This is a genomic window from Pseudonocardia hierapolitana, assembly GCF_007994075.1.
Taxonomy (GTDB): Bacteria; Actinomycetota; Actinomycetes; order Mycobacteriales; family Pseudonocardiaceae; genus Pseudonocardia; species Pseudonocardia hierapolitana.
Genome location: NZ_VIWU01000001.1, coordinates 6,414,981 through 6,428,942, shown reverse-complemented (window position 1 = coordinate 6,428,942; position 13,962 = coordinate 6,414,981). Strand labels below are relative to the sequence as shown.

At 72.5% G+C, this 13,962-nt stretch carries 15 protein-coding genes; 5 read left to right on the top strand and 10 right to left on the bottom strand.

What is annotated here, in order from left to right:
* Position 1: 1 nt before the first annotated feature.
* The 8 genes from FHX44_RS30705 to FHX44_RS30670 all read right to left on the bottom strand — a co-directional run bounded on the left by FHX44_RS30705 (position 2) and on the right by FHX44_RS30670 (position 6,177).
* The gene (locus tag FHX44_RS30705; protein ID WP_147258972.1) at positions 2-646 is read right to left on the bottom strand and encodes a lysophospholipid acyltransferase family protein; all 645 of its coding nucleotides are present in this window, start codon (positions 644-646) and stop codon (positions 2-4) included.
* On the bottom strand, positions 643-1,353 hold the full coding sequence (gene cmk, locus FHX44_RS30700; protein WP_147258971.1) for a (d)CMP kinase: 711 nt from the start codon (positions 1,351-1,353) through the stop codon (positions 643-645). Before cmk ends, FHX44_RS30705 begins: the two co-directional genes overlap by 4 nt.
* Positions 1,354-1,450: 97 nt before the next feature.
* Complete coding sequence (gene aroH / locus FHX44_RS30695) at positions 1,451-1,813, bottom strand: chorismate mutase (protein WP_147258970.1); 363 nt, start codon at positions 1,811-1,813, stop codon at positions 1,451-1,453.
* A 4-nt stretch (positions 1,814-1,817) separates the two neighbouring features.
* Entirely contained in the window at positions 1,818-2,594 is a 777-nt protein-coding gene (locus tag FHX44_RS30690) for a pseudouridine synthase (protein WP_147258969.1), read from the bottom strand.
* 20 nt (positions 2,595-2,614) lie between these two features.
* Positions 2,615-3,430, bottom strand: coding sequence for an SMC-Scp complex subunit ScpB (gene scpB, locus FHX44_RS30685; RefSeq protein ID WP_147258968.1), 816 nt, complete (start codon positions 3,428-3,430; stop codon positions 2,615-2,617).
* A complete protein-coding gene (locus FHX44_RS30680) occupies positions 3,423-4,238 on the bottom strand; it encodes a segregation and condensation protein A (RefSeq protein ID WP_147258967.1) in 816 nt (271 codons plus the stop codon). The genes scpB and FHX44_RS30680 overlap by 8 nt, the downstream gene beginning before the upstream one ends.
* A gap of 76 nt (positions 4,239-4,314) precedes the next feature.
* Complete coding sequence (locus FHX44_RS30675) at positions 4,315-5,229, bottom strand: ParA family protein (protein WP_147258966.1); 915 nt, start codon at positions 5,227-5,229, stop codon at positions 4,315-4,317.
* Between the two features lie 195 nt (positions 5,230-5,424).
* Positions 5,425-6,177 carry a DeoR/GlpR family DNA-binding transcription regulator gene (locus FHX44_RS30670; RefSeq protein WP_147258965.1) on the bottom strand — a complete coding sequence of 251 codons (753 nt, stop codon included), beginning with the start codon at positions 6,175-6,177 and terminating at the stop codon, positions 5,425-5,427.
* Between the two features lie 50 nt (positions 6,178-6,227).
* On the opposite strand from FHX44_RS30670, the gene FHX44_RS30665 reads away from it, so the two are divergent.
* Entirely contained in the window at positions 6,228-6,596 is a 369-nt protein-coding gene (locus FHX44_RS30665) for a DUF4406 domain-containing protein (protein WP_246170673.1), read from the top strand.
* A 52-nt stretch (positions 6,597-6,648) separates the two neighbouring features.
* Here the strand turns inward: FHX44_RS30665 and xerD are convergent, their stop codons facing one another.
* Together xerD and FHX44_RS30655 are read right to left on the bottom strand one after the other, a co-directional pair.
* On the bottom strand, positions 6,649-7,563 hold the full coding sequence (xerD, locus tag FHX44_RS30660) for a site-specific tyrosine recombinase XerD (protein WP_147258964.1): 915 nt from the start codon (positions 7,561-7,563) through the stop codon (positions 6,649-6,651).
* Between the two features lie 115 nt (positions 7,564-7,678).
* Positions 7,679-8,674, bottom strand: a complete 996-nt coding sequence (locus FHX44_RS30655; protein ID WP_147261592.1) for an LLM class F420-dependent oxidoreductase — start codon at positions 8,672-8,674, stop codon at positions 7,679-7,681.
* A 150-nt stretch (positions 8,675-8,824) separates the two neighbouring features.
* Here FHX44_RS30655 and FHX44_RS30650 point away from each other — a divergent pair, with 150 nt between their 5' ends.
* The 4 genes from FHX44_RS30650 to FHX44_RS30635 are packed head-to-tail and all read left to right on the top strand — an operon-like array spanning position 8,825 to position 13,958.
* Positions 8,825-10,162 (top strand): purine-cytosine permease family protein, encoded by a 1,338-nt coding sequence (locus FHX44_RS30650; protein WP_147258963.1) that lies wholly within the window; start codon positions 8,825-8,827, stop codon positions 10,160-10,162.
* The gene (locus tag FHX44_RS30645; protein ID WP_147258962.1) at positions 10,163-11,734 is read left to right on the top strand and encodes a hydantoinase/oxoprolinase N-terminal domain-containing protein; all 1,572 of its coding nucleotides are present in this window, start codon (positions 10,163-10,165) and stop codon (positions 11,732-11,734) included.
* On the top strand, positions 11,731-12,858 hold the full coding sequence (locus FHX44_RS30640) for an S-methyl thiohydantoin desulfurase family protein (protein ID WP_246170672.1): 1,128 nt from the start codon (positions 11,731-11,733) through the stop codon (positions 12,856-12,858). Before FHX44_RS30645 ends, FHX44_RS30640 begins: the two co-directional genes overlap by 4 nt.
* Complete coding sequence (locus FHX44_RS30635; RefSeq protein WP_147258961.1) at positions 12,855-13,958, top strand: S-methyl thiohydantoin desulfurase family protein; 1,104 nt, start codon at positions 12,855-12,857, stop codon at positions 13,956-13,958. The genes FHX44_RS30640 and FHX44_RS30635 overlap by 4 nt, the downstream gene beginning before the upstream one ends.
* Positions 13,959-13,962: the final 4 nt, after the last annotated feature.

Here is a 13,962-nt window from a genome sequence, read left to right as displayed (position 1 = left end):
TTCACGCCTTGCTCCGTAGCTCGTCCAGTTCGCGGACCATGCCGGCCAGCTCGGCCCGCATCGTCTCGGTGGCGGCGGTGAGTCCCGCGCGCCCGCCACCGGCAGGGACGCTCAGCGGCCGCCCCACCACCACGTCGACGCGCGGCCGCCACCGCCGGCCGGAGCCGGCGGGGCGCCGGGTCCCCCGCGACACGACCGGCAGCACGGTGGCTCCGCTGGTGCGCGCCAGCCATGCCGCTCCGTGCTCCGCTGTCGCGACGTCGCCGCTGCCGCGCGTGCCCTCCGGGAACACGCCGACGAGGCCGCCGCCGCGCAGCACGCCGATCGCCGCCGTGAGGGGCCGCCGGTCGGCCTCGCCGCGACGCACCGGCAGCTGCCCGATCCGCCGCAGACCCCAGCCGGCGACACCGGTGAACATCTCCTGCTTCACCCAGAACACCGCGCGGCGCCCGAGTAGTCCGAAAAGCAGCGGTCCGTCGACGAACGCGCTGTGATTGGCGACGACGACCACCGGGCCGCGGGCGGGGATCCGCTCCCGGTGGTGGACGCGCACCCGGTAGACGGGCCGGAAGAGCCAGGACGCGAGCCAGCGGCCGCGGTCGTGCAGCCACGGCCACGCGTCGGGAGGCAGGTCCGGAGAACTCACGTGACCATCCCGCGGTCCGTCACCAGCCGCAGGAGCTCGGTCAGGACGTCGTCGACGGACAGCCCGTCGGTGTCGAGCACCAGAGCGTCCGGCGCGGCGTGCAGCGGCGATGTCTTCCGGGTGGAGTCGAGCTCGTCGCGCCGCCGGACGTCCGCGAGCACCGCGGCGTGGTCGGCGGCCCGGCCCGCCTTGCGGTCCTGCGCCTCCCGGCGCGCAGCCCTGACGTCCTCGGACGCGGTGAGGTAGACCTTGAGCGGCGCGTCGGGGACCACGACGCTCCCGATGTCCCGGCCCTCGACGACGATGCCGCCGCAGCCCGTGATCGCCTCGTCGATCAGAACGCGCTGGCGCTCGACGAGAGCGGCGCGGACAGCGGGGATCGCGGACACCGCGCTGACCGCCGATGTGACGGCGGCGCCGCGGATCTCGGACTCGACGTCCTCCCCGGAGAGGCGGATCGCCGGGGCCGACGGGTCGGTCACCGACTCCAGGTCGGCCACGGCGGCCACCGCGACCTTCTCGGTGTCCGATTCGGTGCCCTCGAGCCCGGACCGCAGCACGGCGAGCGTGAGCGCGCGGTACATGGCCCCGGTGTCGAGGTAGGCGGCGCCGCACGCGGCGGCCAGCCGTCGCGAGACGGTGGACTTCCCCGTCCCGGACGGTCCGTCCATCGCCACGACCCCGTGCAGCCGCCCGGTCACCCGCATGCCCCCTGGTTCTCGGGCCCCGGTGGCCCGTCCTGCCGCGCGCCTCCGCGGGCCGCGAACCATCATGCCTTGCCGGCTCCGGAGTGATTCCGCGCGGTCACCGGGGCAGGTCGGTGCGCAGTGCGGCGGCGCCGCGCAGGTAGACGTGGCGCAGCTCGGACCGGGCCCGCGGGGTGTCGACGTGGGCGAGCAGCCGCAGCGTGCGGGGCAGCGCGCCCGGCACCGCGATCTCCGAGGCGCACAGCAGCGGCACGTCGGTGAGGCCGAGCAGCCGCGCGGCGTAGGCGGGGAACTCGGCGGTGAGGTCCGGGGTGGCGGTGAAGACGATCGAGATGATGTCGTCGGCCGTGAGGTCGTTGCGCTCCAACACGGCGCTGACGAGCTCGGCCGAGCCCTTCAGGATCTCCTCGCGGGTGTCGCCGTCCACCTGGATGGCACCGCGGATCGCGCGGACGGGCACTTACTTACATCCCCACAGAGCGGTAGAGCGAGCCGACCTCGGGCCGGGTGAGCGGCCGGAACCGGCCGGGCCGCTGGTCGCCCAGGCGCACCTCGCCGATCGCGGTGCGCACCAGCCGCTGCACCGGGTGCCCGACCTCGTCGAGCAGCCGCCGGACCACGTGCTTGCGCCCCTCGTGGATGACGAGTTCCACCAGCGAGCGCCCGGGCGTGGAGTCGACCAGCTTGAACGAGTGGACCCGCACCGGGCCGTCGTCCAGCTCCACGCCATCGCGCAACCGCCTGCCCAGGTCGCGCGGCACCTGCCCGATGACCTCGGCGAGGTAGGTCTTCTCGATCTCGTACGACGGGTGCATCAGCCGGTGGCCCAGCTCGCCGTCGTTGGTGAGCAGCAGCAGGCCCTCGGTGTCGGCGTCGAGGCGTCCGACGTGGAACAGCCGCGCCCGCGGCGACCCGGTGAAGTTCTCCTCGACGATGCCGCGCTCCACGACGAGGTCGCCGACACAAGGGCGACCCCGGTCGTCGTGCATCGTGGAGAGGATGCCGCGCGGCTTGTTCAGGGCCAGGTGCACGAGATCGTCCTGGAGGACGATGCGGGAGCCGTCGACGTGCACGACGGCCGTCTCGGGGTCGATGCGGCGGCCCATCTCGCGCACGACCTTGCCGTCGACGCTCACGCGGCCGGCCGCGATCAGCTCCTCGGCGGCACGCCGGGATGCGACGCCGGCCTGGGCCAGCACCTTCTGCAGGCGGACGCCGGCCGGCCGCTCGCCAGTGGTCATGTCATTCATCTGAAGGTTTCTCACAGTTCGTCGATCGCGTCGACGTCGGGGAGCAGGGGAGCCAGCGGGGGCAGCTCGTCGAGGGAGGACAGCCCCAGCCGCTCCAGGAACAGTTCGGTGGTGCGGAACAAGGTGCCCTGGGTGGCGGGGTCGACCCCCGCCTCCTGCACCAGTCCGCGGGTGAGCAGGGTGCGCAGCACACCGTCGCAGTTGACGCCGCGGACGGCCGACACGCGGGCCCTGGTGACCGGCTGCCGGTAGGCCACCACCGCCAGGGTCTCCATGGCGGCGCGGGTGAGCCGGGCGCGCTGGCCGTCGAGCAGGAGGCGTTCGACGTACCGGGCGTGGACGTCGCGGGTGTAGAAGCGCCACCCGCCGCCCGCGTGGCGCAGGTCGATCCCCCGCTGCTGGGCCGTGTACACAGCGGACAACCGCAGGACGGCTTCCCGCACACGCGCCACCGGCTGGTCGAGGGCCTGCGCGAGCGTCTCCTCGTCGGTGGGCGCGTCGACCACCAGCAGCAGGCCCTCGAGCGCGGCGTCGAGGGCGGCGTCGTCGGCGAGCTCGTCCGTGCCGGGCTCGTCGACGGCGAGGCCGGGGTCGAGCTCCTCCTGCGCCTCCGGGACGAGACCGAGTACGGCGGCGGCTAGTGCCCCCTGCCGGGAGTCCTTTGCGTGTATCGGCGGATCCAGGTTTCCGCTGGGCGTGCCGGCGAGTCGTCCCTCGTATCGGGCATACTCGGGCGGCTCGCCGGTGCGCCCAGCGGGAGGCTGGGCCGTCGAGACATGTGAGGGACTCCCGGCAGGGGGCACTGGGTCGGACGGGGTGTCAGTCATCTGTTGCGGAGGCCTGCTCGGGCTGTTCGTGGGGGAATGGTGTCCAGCGTACTGTGAGTTCCCCGAACGGCTCTGGCTGCTGCAGGTCGATGACGGCGCTGCGGAACAGGTCGAGCACCGCGAGGAAGCGGGCGACGACCTCGAGGGGGTTCGCGCAGTCGGCGGTCAGCTCGGCGAAGGTCGCCGAACCGAGCTCGGCGAGCCGCTCGCGCAGGATCGCGGCGTGCTCGGCCACGGACACCGCTGCGGCGTGGAGGTGGTCGATCCCGACCGTGGGCGGTGGTTTGGGCCGGAACACCGAGGCGGCGAGGTCGGCGAACTGCTCGGGGTCGACCCCGAGCAGCACCTCCGGCAGCAGCGCCGCGAACCGCTCCTCCAGCGCGACCGACCGCGGGAACCGCCGCTGCGCCCCGGCCTCCAGCTCGACGAAGAGCCCGGCCACCTGCTTGTAGGCGCGGTACTGCAGCAGGCGGGCGAAGAGCAGGTCACGGGCCTCCAGCAGCGCGAGGTCCTCGGCGTCCTCCACCTCGGCGTCGGGCAGCAGCCGGGCCGCCTTCAGGTCGAGCAGCGTTGCCGCGATCACCAGGAACTCGGTGGTCTCGTCCAGGTCGGCGTCGTCGCCCAGTGCGGCGAGATGGGCGATGAAGTCGTCGGTGACGGTGTGCAGCGCCATCTCGGTGATGTCGAGCTCGTGCTTGCCGATGAGCTGCAGCAACAGGTCGAACGGACCCTCGAAGTTGTGCAGCCGCACCTGGAAGCGCGGGCGCGCCGGTGCGACCACCGGCACGTCGTCGTCGACGACGGTCACCCGCCCCGACCCCGCCGCGCTCGGAAGGGCGAGCGACCGAGGTCGCGGTGCCCGACGGGCTCGCCCGCGCGCTCGCTCACCGTGCGAGAACCTCACGGGCCAACAGCCGGTACGAGTGGGCACCGTTCGAGTTGGAGGCCCACGTCGTGATCGGCTCGCCGGCCACGGTGGTCTCCGGGAAGCGCACCGTCCGGTTGATCACGGCCTCGAACACGAGGCCGCCGAACGCCTCGATCACGCGCTGGCGCACCTCCTTGGTGTGCAAGGTGCGCGGGTCGAACATCGTGGCGAGGATGCCGAGGATCTTGAGGTCCGGGTTGAGCCGCTGCTGGACCTTGTCGATGGTGTCCATCAGCAGCGCGACCCCGCGCAGCGAGAAGAACTCGCAGGCCAGCGGGATGAGGATGGCTTCGGCGCAGGCGAGCGCGTTGATCGTCAGCAGGCCGAGCGACGGCTGGCAGTCGATCAGGATGACGTCGTAGCGGTCGAGCACCGGCTTGATCGCACGCCCGAGCGCCTGCTCCCGGCCGACCTCCGTGACGAGCTGCACCTCGGCGGCGGACAGGTCGATGTTGCTGGGCAGCAGGTCCATGCCCTCGACGTTCGTGGACCGGATGACGTCGTCGATCTCGGCTCCCCGCTCCATGAGCAGGTTGTAGATCGTGGTCTCCAGCTCGTGCGCCTGCACCCCGAGGCCCACGGACAAGGCCCCCTGCGGGTCGAAATCGACCAGCAGGACCTTGCGGCCGTACTCGGCGAGCGCCGCGCCGAGGTTTATCGTCGACGTCGTCTTGCCGACGCCGCCCTTCTGGTTCGCCACCGCGATGACCCGCGCCGGGCCGTGCTCGGTCAGCGGAGCGGGCTCCGGCACCTTCAAGCGGTGACTCCCCACGGACGCGGCGGCGGCATCCAGCTCGCCACCCTCGTAGTCGCCATACGGTTCCTCTTCTAGCGGCTCCGGGCGGGGAGTGAAGGGCCGCGGCGTGTCCATGCGGTCTCCGGTCTCTAACGGGTGACCCGGGAGGGGCCGATCTCCGCAGGGTAAGAGGCCGGGCGGACGACCGCCAACGCACCCCGCCGCGTGTCGGCCGACCAATCGGCCGGATGTGGCCGACGCATCCGGAACGTTACCGCCCGGTGTCCGAGCGGTGGCGGCCGCCCACCGACCGTGGGCGTGTCGCCAGCCTCAGGACACGAGCTGAACGCCGGCGGCCGTCAGGTCGCGCACCGCGGGTGCGGCCGGGTCCGCATCGGTGACGAGCGCCGTGACGTCGCTGAGCGGCAGCACCGCGAACCGCGACGCCGCCCCGATCTTCTCCGCACTCGCGAGCACGTACGTGTCGGCGGCGCGGCGGGCGAGAGCGCGCTTCATGGCGGCCTCGTCGGCGTCGCCGGTGGTGAGTCCCGCCTCGTGGTGCACACCGGTGACGCCGAGCAGGAACAGGTCGGCGATGACCCCCTGCGCCGCTTCGACCGCCGCCGCGCCGCACGTCACCAGCGAATGCTTGAACAGCCGCCCGCCGAGCAGGAACACCTCGACGTCGCGGTGGTCGACGAGCGCGGAGGCCACCGTCGGGCTGTGCGTGACGACGGTGGCCGCGAGGTCGAGCGGCAATGCGCGGGTGACTGCGAGCGCGGTGGTGCCGCCGTCGATGATCACCGTGCACCCCGGGACGACGAGCCGGGCCGCCGCGGCGGCGACCCGCTCCTTGCTCGCCGGCTCGACGCGCTCCCGCCCCGCGACGTCGGCGATGGCGGGCGAGATCGGCAGAGCTCCGCCGTAGACCCGCTGGCAGAGCCCTGCGGCGGCGAGCTCGCGCAGGTCGCGGCGAACGCTGTCCTCGGAGACGCCGAGCTCGACGGCGAGGTCCTTCGCGACCAGGCGTCCGTCCACGCGGAGGCGTTCGAGGAGCAGGTCACGGCGCTGCGCGGCGAGCATGCACATTCTCCCTTGTTTATTCCGACTCGTGCACACTACCGTGCCGAATCATGCCGACTTCACTGATGGTTCTGATCGCCGGTCCCTACCGTTCCGGCACCGAGGACGATCCCGGCCTCATGGCCGCCAACCTGGCCCGCCTGGAGGAGGCGGCGTGGCCACTGTTCCGGGCCGGGCACGTGCCGATGATCGGAGAGTGGGTCGCGCTCCCCGTCCTGCGCAGCGCCGGCGCGACCGGCGTCACCGATCCCCTCGCTGAGCGGGTCATGTACCCGACCGCTCAGCGGCTGCTGCAGCACTGCGACGGGGTCCTGCGCCTCCCCGGGAAGTCGAAGGGCGCCGACCAGGACGTGGCGATCGCCCGCGAGCGCGGGATCCCGGTATGGCACCGCCTGGAGGACGTGCCCGGTTGCGGGTGAGCCCGCGAGTCGCGGTCCAGGTGCGCGGTCCAGGTGCGCGCGAGTGGCGGTCTCAGCGCAGGGCGCGGGGGTGGGAGGTGGCGTAGACCTCGCGCAGCGTGTCCACCGTGACGTGGGTGTAGACCTGGGTGGTGCTCACCGAGGCGTGGCCGAGCAGCTCCTGCACGACCCGGACGTCCGCGCCACCGGCGAGCAGGTGCGTCGCGAAGCAGTGCCGCAGCGTGTGCGGGGAGACCTCGGCGGTGAGCCCGGACGCCTCGGCGGCACCGCGCAGGACGTGCCACGCGCTCTGCCGCGACAGCCGTCCCCCGCGCGCGTTGAGCAGCAGCGCAGGGCTCCCGCGCCCGCGGGTGGCGAGCGCGGGGCGAGCCCGCACCAGGTACGCGTCGACGGCGGTGAGCGCGGGCCGCCCGACCGGCACCACGCGCTGCTTGCCACCCTTGCCGCGCAGCAGCACCGTGCGCGCATTGGTGTCGAGGTCGTCGAGGTCGGTCCCGACCGCTTCGGAGATCCGGGCGCCGGTCGAGTACAGCAGCTCCAGCAGCGCGCGGTCTCGGAGCGCGCCCGGCCCGTCGCCGATGCAGCCGGCCAGCAGCTGCTCGACCTGGTCGACCGACAGCGCCCGCGGCAGCCGCGCCGGCAGCGCGGGTGGCACGACGTCGCGGGCGACGTCGACCGGCACGAGGTCGTCCCGCACGGCGAACCTGTGCAGCCCGCGCACCGCGGCGAGCGCCCGCGCCGCCGACGACGCGGCCAGGTTCAGGGGCGGGCTGCGCAGCGCCGGGACGAACGCCGCCACGTCGGACTCCCGCACCGCGGCCAGGTCGTCGAGGTCACGGGCCCGCAGGTGGTCGAGGTAGCGGGCGAGGTCGGAGCGGTACGCGGCCAGCGTGTTGGCCGCACTCCCCCGCTCGACGGCGAGGTGGTGCAGGAAGGCCTCGACGACGTCACCCGGCCGCGCACCCACGACGCGATCCTCCCGGAGCACGCACCCGAGCGGATGGCGACGCGCCGGTCCCGAACGTCAGCAAAGCCACTTTCATGTCACGTGACGTCATGAAAGTGGCTTTGCTGCCATCGGGTCAGCGCAGCGCCGGGATCACCTCACGCTCGAAGAGCTCCACGCCCGACAGGTCGTACGCGGAATCATGGAAGTTGAAGATGCCGTAGGTCAGGCCCAGCTCCTTGAACTTCCCGAGCTTCTCCACGATCTGGGCGGGCGTGCCGACCGTGGGGCTGTCCCCGTTCAGCGTCCAGCTCGCGATGGAGCTCTCCGCCCTCTCTGCGCCGACGTAGGGCTCCAGGCGGGCCTTGGCGGCGTCGATCCGCTTCTGCACGTCGGCCTCGGTCTCGCCGATGAAGACGTTGAAGTTGGCGGACCGGACGATCGCGTCGTAGTCGGTGCCGACCGTGTCGCAGTGCCCCTTGAGGATCTCCGACTTGCGGGAGAAGACGTCGGCCGTGCCGATGAAGTTGGTGTACTGCGCGTACTTCGCAGCGATCTTCAGGGTGACCTGCTCCCCGCCACCGGCGATCCAGAGCGGGATGCCGCCCTCCTGCAGCGGCAGCGGGCGGACGATGGCTCCGTCCACCTGGTAGTGCTTGCCGTCGAGGGAGGCCGTGCCCTCGGTCCAGGCCTGCCGCATGATCTGCACGCCCTCGTCGAGCATCCGCAGCCGCTCCCGCGCGACCGGGAAGCCGTAGCCGTACGCGCGCCACTCGTGCTCGTACCAGCCCGCGCCGATGCCCATCTCGATGCGGCCGCCGGAGACGTGATCGCAGGTGGCGGCGACCTTCGCGAGGTAGACGGGGTTGCGGTAGCTCATGCACGTGCACATCTGGCCGAGCCGCACGCGCTCGGTGACGGCGCCGAGCGCCGACATGAGCGTCCAGGCCTCGTGCGTGGCCTCGTCGGTGGGGGCGGGGACGGTGTGGAAGTGGTCGTAGACCCAGATCGACTCCCACGGCCCGGCGTCGGCACGCTGGGCGAGGGCCTTCATCGTGGGCCACTGGTCCTTGGCGTCGATGCCGACGAGGTCGAGGCGCCAGCCTTGGGGAACGAAGATTCCGAAGCGCATTCCGGTCACGGACTCTCAGCGTAGTCCACTTGTATGACGAGTGCGCAGCTGTGCACAGTGCACTGCCGCCCCGATCCGACCGAGCACTCTGCCTCGTGACCACCCTCTGACCAGCGCCTACGGTTCCGCAAACGGCCCGAGGAGGTCACCGTGGCAGCACATGTGGGTGTCGACGACTACGCGCTCACCCGCGTCCCGGCCGCAGCACGCCATTCCTGGTGGACCGTCGCGGTGCAACGGTTCGGGCAGGTCTCGGCGCTGAGCCAGTTCCTGCTGGGCTCCACGCTCGGGTTCGGAATGGGCTTCTGGGACGCGTTCCTCGCGTTCACGTTCGGCGCGGTGATCCTCGAGCTGGTCTCGATCGGCGTCGGGATCATCGGCAGCCGCGAGGGCCTGCAGACCTCGTTGCTCACCCGCTGGACCGGGTTCGGCCATGGCGGCAGCGCCGTGGTCGGGGTGGCGATCGGGATCTCGCTGATCGGCTGGTTCGGCATCCAGTCCGGTGTCTCGGCGGAAGGACTGGTCAGCCTGATCGGCGTGCTGCCGTCGTGGGCGTGGTCGCTGCTCTTCGGGCTGGCGGTCACCTTCATCGTGCTGTGGGGCTTCGCCTCGATGAAATGGGTGGCCTACCTGACGGTGCCGTCATTCCTCGTCCTGGTCGCGTGGTCGATCGGCAGCGAGCTCTTCGACCACGACTTCGGCACGCTCGTCGCCTCCGCCCCGCCCGGGCCGAGCCTCTCCCTGCTGGAGGGCACCACGCTCGTCGCGGGCGGCTTCATCGTCGGCGCCGTGATCACCCCCGACCTGACGCGGTTCAACCGCAGCGCGGCCGACGTCGTCAAGCAGACGGTCGTCGGGTTCACCGTGGGTGAGTACCTCATCGGGATGTCGGGCGTGCTGCTGGCCCACGCCATCCGCTCCGACGACATCATCGCGATCGTGACGTCCTCGGTCGGCTGGGTCGGCACGCTCGTGATCATCCTGGGGACGCTGAAGATCAACGACTGGAACCTCTACAGCTCCGGGCTCGGCGTCGTGAACTTCGTCGGCACGGTGTTCGGCAAACACGTCAACCGCGCGATGGTGACCCTGGTCCTCGGCGTGATCGGCAGCGTGCTGGCCGCCGGCGGGATCCTCGACAGCTTCATCGGCTTCCTCACCGTGCTCGGCGTGGCCTTCCCGCCGATCGCCGGGATCATGGTGGCCGAGTACTTCGTGGTGAAGCAGTGGCGGCCGGACCTGGAGCGCTCCCGCGCCGCGGGCACCGTGCCCGAGACGGCGCCGACCTGGGTCCCCGCCACACTCGTCATCTGGCTCGGCGCCGCGCTGATCGGCCACTTCGTCAGCTGGGGCCTGCCCAGCATCAACTCGCTCGCCGCCGCGTTCGTGCTCTACGTCGTGGCGGGCAAGCTCGGCCTGGTCCGCGGCGTCGGGGTCAGCCGCACGATCGACAGCTTCCAGCCCGTGGACCAGAAAGAGAGCGTCTGAATGCGGATCGGGATCGACGTCGGGGGCACCAACACCGACGCGGTGCTCATGGACGGCGACCGGGTGCTCGCCGCGGTCAAGGCGGCCACCACGCCCGACGTCACCTCCGGCATCGTCACCGCGCTGGACGGGCTGCAGGCCGGGCACCCGTTCCCGCCGGCCGACGTGCAGGCGGTGATGATCGGCACCACGCACTTCATCAACGCGCTGGTGCAGGCGCGTGATCTCGCCCCGACGGCCGCACTGCGCCTCGGTCTGCCGGCGACGGCGTCGCTGCCGCCGATGGTCGACTGGCCGGGGCGCCTCGTGGAGGCGATCGCCGGGCGCGCCTACCTCGCCCACGGCGGCCACGAGTTCGACGGCCGCCCGATCTCCGCCCTCGACGAGGACGAGCTGCGCCGCCACGCCGCCGACATGGCCGCGAACGGCGTCCGCTCGGTGGCGATCTCGTCGGTGTTCTCCCCGGTCAACACCGAGTTCGAGGTGCGAGCCGCCGAGCTGGTCGCCGAGGTCATCGGCCCGGACGTCCCGGTCTCCCTCTCGCACGAGATCGGCCGTGTCGGCCTGCTCGAACGCGAGAACGCCACGATCATCAACGCGGCCCTGCGCGAGCTGGCCGCCGGCATCGTCGACGGGCTCGCCGCCTCCATCGCCGGTCACGGCATCACGGCGCCGCTCTACCTCAGCCAGAACGACGGCACGCTGATGGACGTCGAGTTCGCCCGCCGGTACCCGGTGGCGACGTTCGCGTCCGGCCCGACCAACTCGATGCGCGGCGCCGCGGTGCTGTCCGGGCTCGGCACCTGCGCAGTCGTCGACGTCGGCGGCACCACCACCGACGTCGGCGTGCTCACCGGCGGTTTCCCCCGCGAGGCCACGGTGGAGGTCAGCGTGGCCGGCATCCGCACCAACTTCCGCATGCCCGACGTGCTGTCGGTGGGTCTCGGCGGTGGCAGCCTGGTGCGGGGTTCCGGCACGGACACGACCGTCGGGCCCGACTCGGTCGGCTACCGCCTCACCGAGCAGGCGCTCGTGTTCGGCGGCAACGTCCTCACCGCCACCGACGTCGCCGTCGCGGCGGGGCGGGTGGAGATCGGCGACAGCTCCCTGGTTGCCGGCCTCGACCCGGCCGACGTCGCGGCGGCCCTCGAACGGATCGCCACGGACGTCGCCGACGTCGTGGACCGGATGCGGATCTCCGCCGACCCGCTGCCGGTCGTGGCCGTCGGCGGCGGCTCGGTGCTGCTGCCGGAGTCCTTCCCCGGCCTCGGCGCGGTTCACCGGCCGGAGCACTTCGCCGTGGCCAACGCCATCGGCGCGGCGATCGCGCAGGTGGGCGGGGAGGTCGACCGGGTGTTCGCGATCGCCCCCGGCCGGCGCGACGCCGCGGTCGACGAGGCCCGCCAGGAGGCCGTGGACCGCGCGGTGGTGGCCGGCGCCGACCCCGCCACCGTCGAGATCGTCGACTTCGACGAGGTGCCGATCCCCTACCTGCCCGGCAACGCCACCCGCATCCGCTGCAAGGCCGTCGGGGACCTGCGGATCGAGCAGGCGGCGGGACGGCGCGCGTGACGGGGGTGATCACCGATCGGCTCACCACGATCGGCGCGGACGATCTCGAAGCACTCGCCCGCGGCGCCGCCGTGCTCGGCACCGGGGGCGGTGGCGACCCCTACATCGGGCGGCTGCTCGCGGCGCAGGCGCTGCGCGAGCACGGGCCCGTCCGGCTCGTCCACCCCGCCGACCTGCCCGACGGCGCCGTCGTCTTCCCGGTCGCGATGATGGGCGCGCCCACCGTGATGGTCGAGAAGACCCCGTCGACGGAACGGATCGGGGCCGCGGTCGCCGCGCTGGCGGAGTTCCTCGGCGTCACCCCGACGCACATCGCCTGCATCGAGGCCGGCGGCGTCAACTCCACGTTCCCGCTGGTGGCGGCCGCACAGCTGGGCCTACCGGTCGTCGACGGCGACGGGATGGGCCGCGCGTTCCCGGAGCTGCAGATGGTGCTGCCGACGCTGTCGGGCATCCCCTGCACCCCCATGTCGATCGCCGACGAGAAGGGCAACATCGGCGTCCTGAACACGGTGGACAACCACGCGGCCGAGGCGCTCGCCCGCTCCCTCACGATCACGATGGGCTGCGCGGCGATCATCTCCAACTACGTGATGAGCGGCGCCCAGGCCCGCGAATCCCTCGTGCCCGGCACCCTGAGCCTCTGCACCCGGATCGGCCGCCGGCTCGACCGGGTGCGCGCCGAGCACGGCGACGCCGTGGCCGCGGTGGCCGACGAGCTGGGCGGGCGGGTGCTGCACGCCGGCAAGGTCAGCGACGTCGCCCGCCGGACCCTCACGGGCTTCGCTCGCGGCACGGCGATCATCTCCGGTACCGCGCCGATGGCCGACCCTGCGAGCAGGTCGGCTGCGGGCGACCTCACGCTGGAGTTCCAGAACGAGCACCTGATGGCGGTGCGCCACGGCATCGTCGAGGTGACGACGCCGGACCTGATCGTCGTGCTCGACACCGACACCGGCGAGCCCGTCACCACCGAGGCGCTGCGCTTCGGCCACCGCGTCACCGTGGTGGCCGCCCCGACCGACGAGCGCTGGCACTCCCCCGGCGGGATCGCCCTGGTCGGCCCGCGCTACTTCGGCTACGACACCGACCCCGTCCGCTTCGACGCCCGGGAGCGCCCATGACGTGGCAACTGAGGCCGGAGGACCTGCCCGACCTCGCCCGCGGCGCTGCGCTGCTGGGCACCGGTGGCGGCGGCGACCCGCACATCGGCCGGCTGATGGTCGAGGCCGCCATGCGCGAGTACGGCGCGGTGACCGTGCTCGACCCCGACGAGGTCGCCGACGGCGCGTTCGTGGTCCCCACCGCGATGATGGGCGCACCGACCGTGATGGTGGAGAAGATCCCCCGCGGCGACGAGGCGGTCCGCGCCCTCCGCACACTCGAGACGCACCTCGGCCGGCAGGCCGACGCCACGATGCCGATCGAGTGCGGCGGGATCAACTCGATGATCCCCCTGGTGGTCGCCGCCACCGCGGGCCTGCCCGTCGTGGACGCGGACGGGATGGGCCGGGCGTTCCCCGAGCTGCAGATGGAGACGTTCGGCGTGTACGGGGTGCCCGGGTCGCCGATGGTGGTCTCCGGCGACCACGGCGAGACCGTCACCATCGACACCGGCCCGGACAACGAGCGGATGGAGTGGCTCGCGCGCGGCGCGGCCATCCGGATGGGCGGTGCGGCGCTCATCGCGGAGTACGCGATGTCCGGAGCCGACGTCAAGCGCACCGCGATCCCCCGCACGCTCTCCCTCGGCCTCGCGGTCGGGAGGGCGCTGCGGGAGGCCCGCGAGCAGCTGCGCGATCCGATCTCGGCGCTCACCGAGGTGCTGGCCCCCACCCTGTACTCGCACCTGCGCGTGCTGTTCGCGGGCAAGGTCGCCGACGTCGAGCGGCGCACGGTCGACGGGTTCGCACGCGGCAAGGCCCGGTTCGTCTCCTTCGACGGGACCTCGACCCTGCGCACCGAGTTCCAGAACGAGACGCTGATCGCCGAGGTCGACGGCGTGGTGCGGTGCATCGTCCCGGACCTGATCTGCGTGCTGGAGGCCGAGTCGGGCGAGCCGATCACCACGGAGACGCTGCGGTACGGCCAGCGGGTCGTCGTGATCGGCATCTCGACGCCGGAGATCATGCGCACGCCGGAGGCCCTCGCCGTCTTCGGGCCGTCCTGCTTCGGGCTCACCGAGGAGTTCCGCCCCGTCGAGGACACCGTTCCGGTTCCCTGATCTG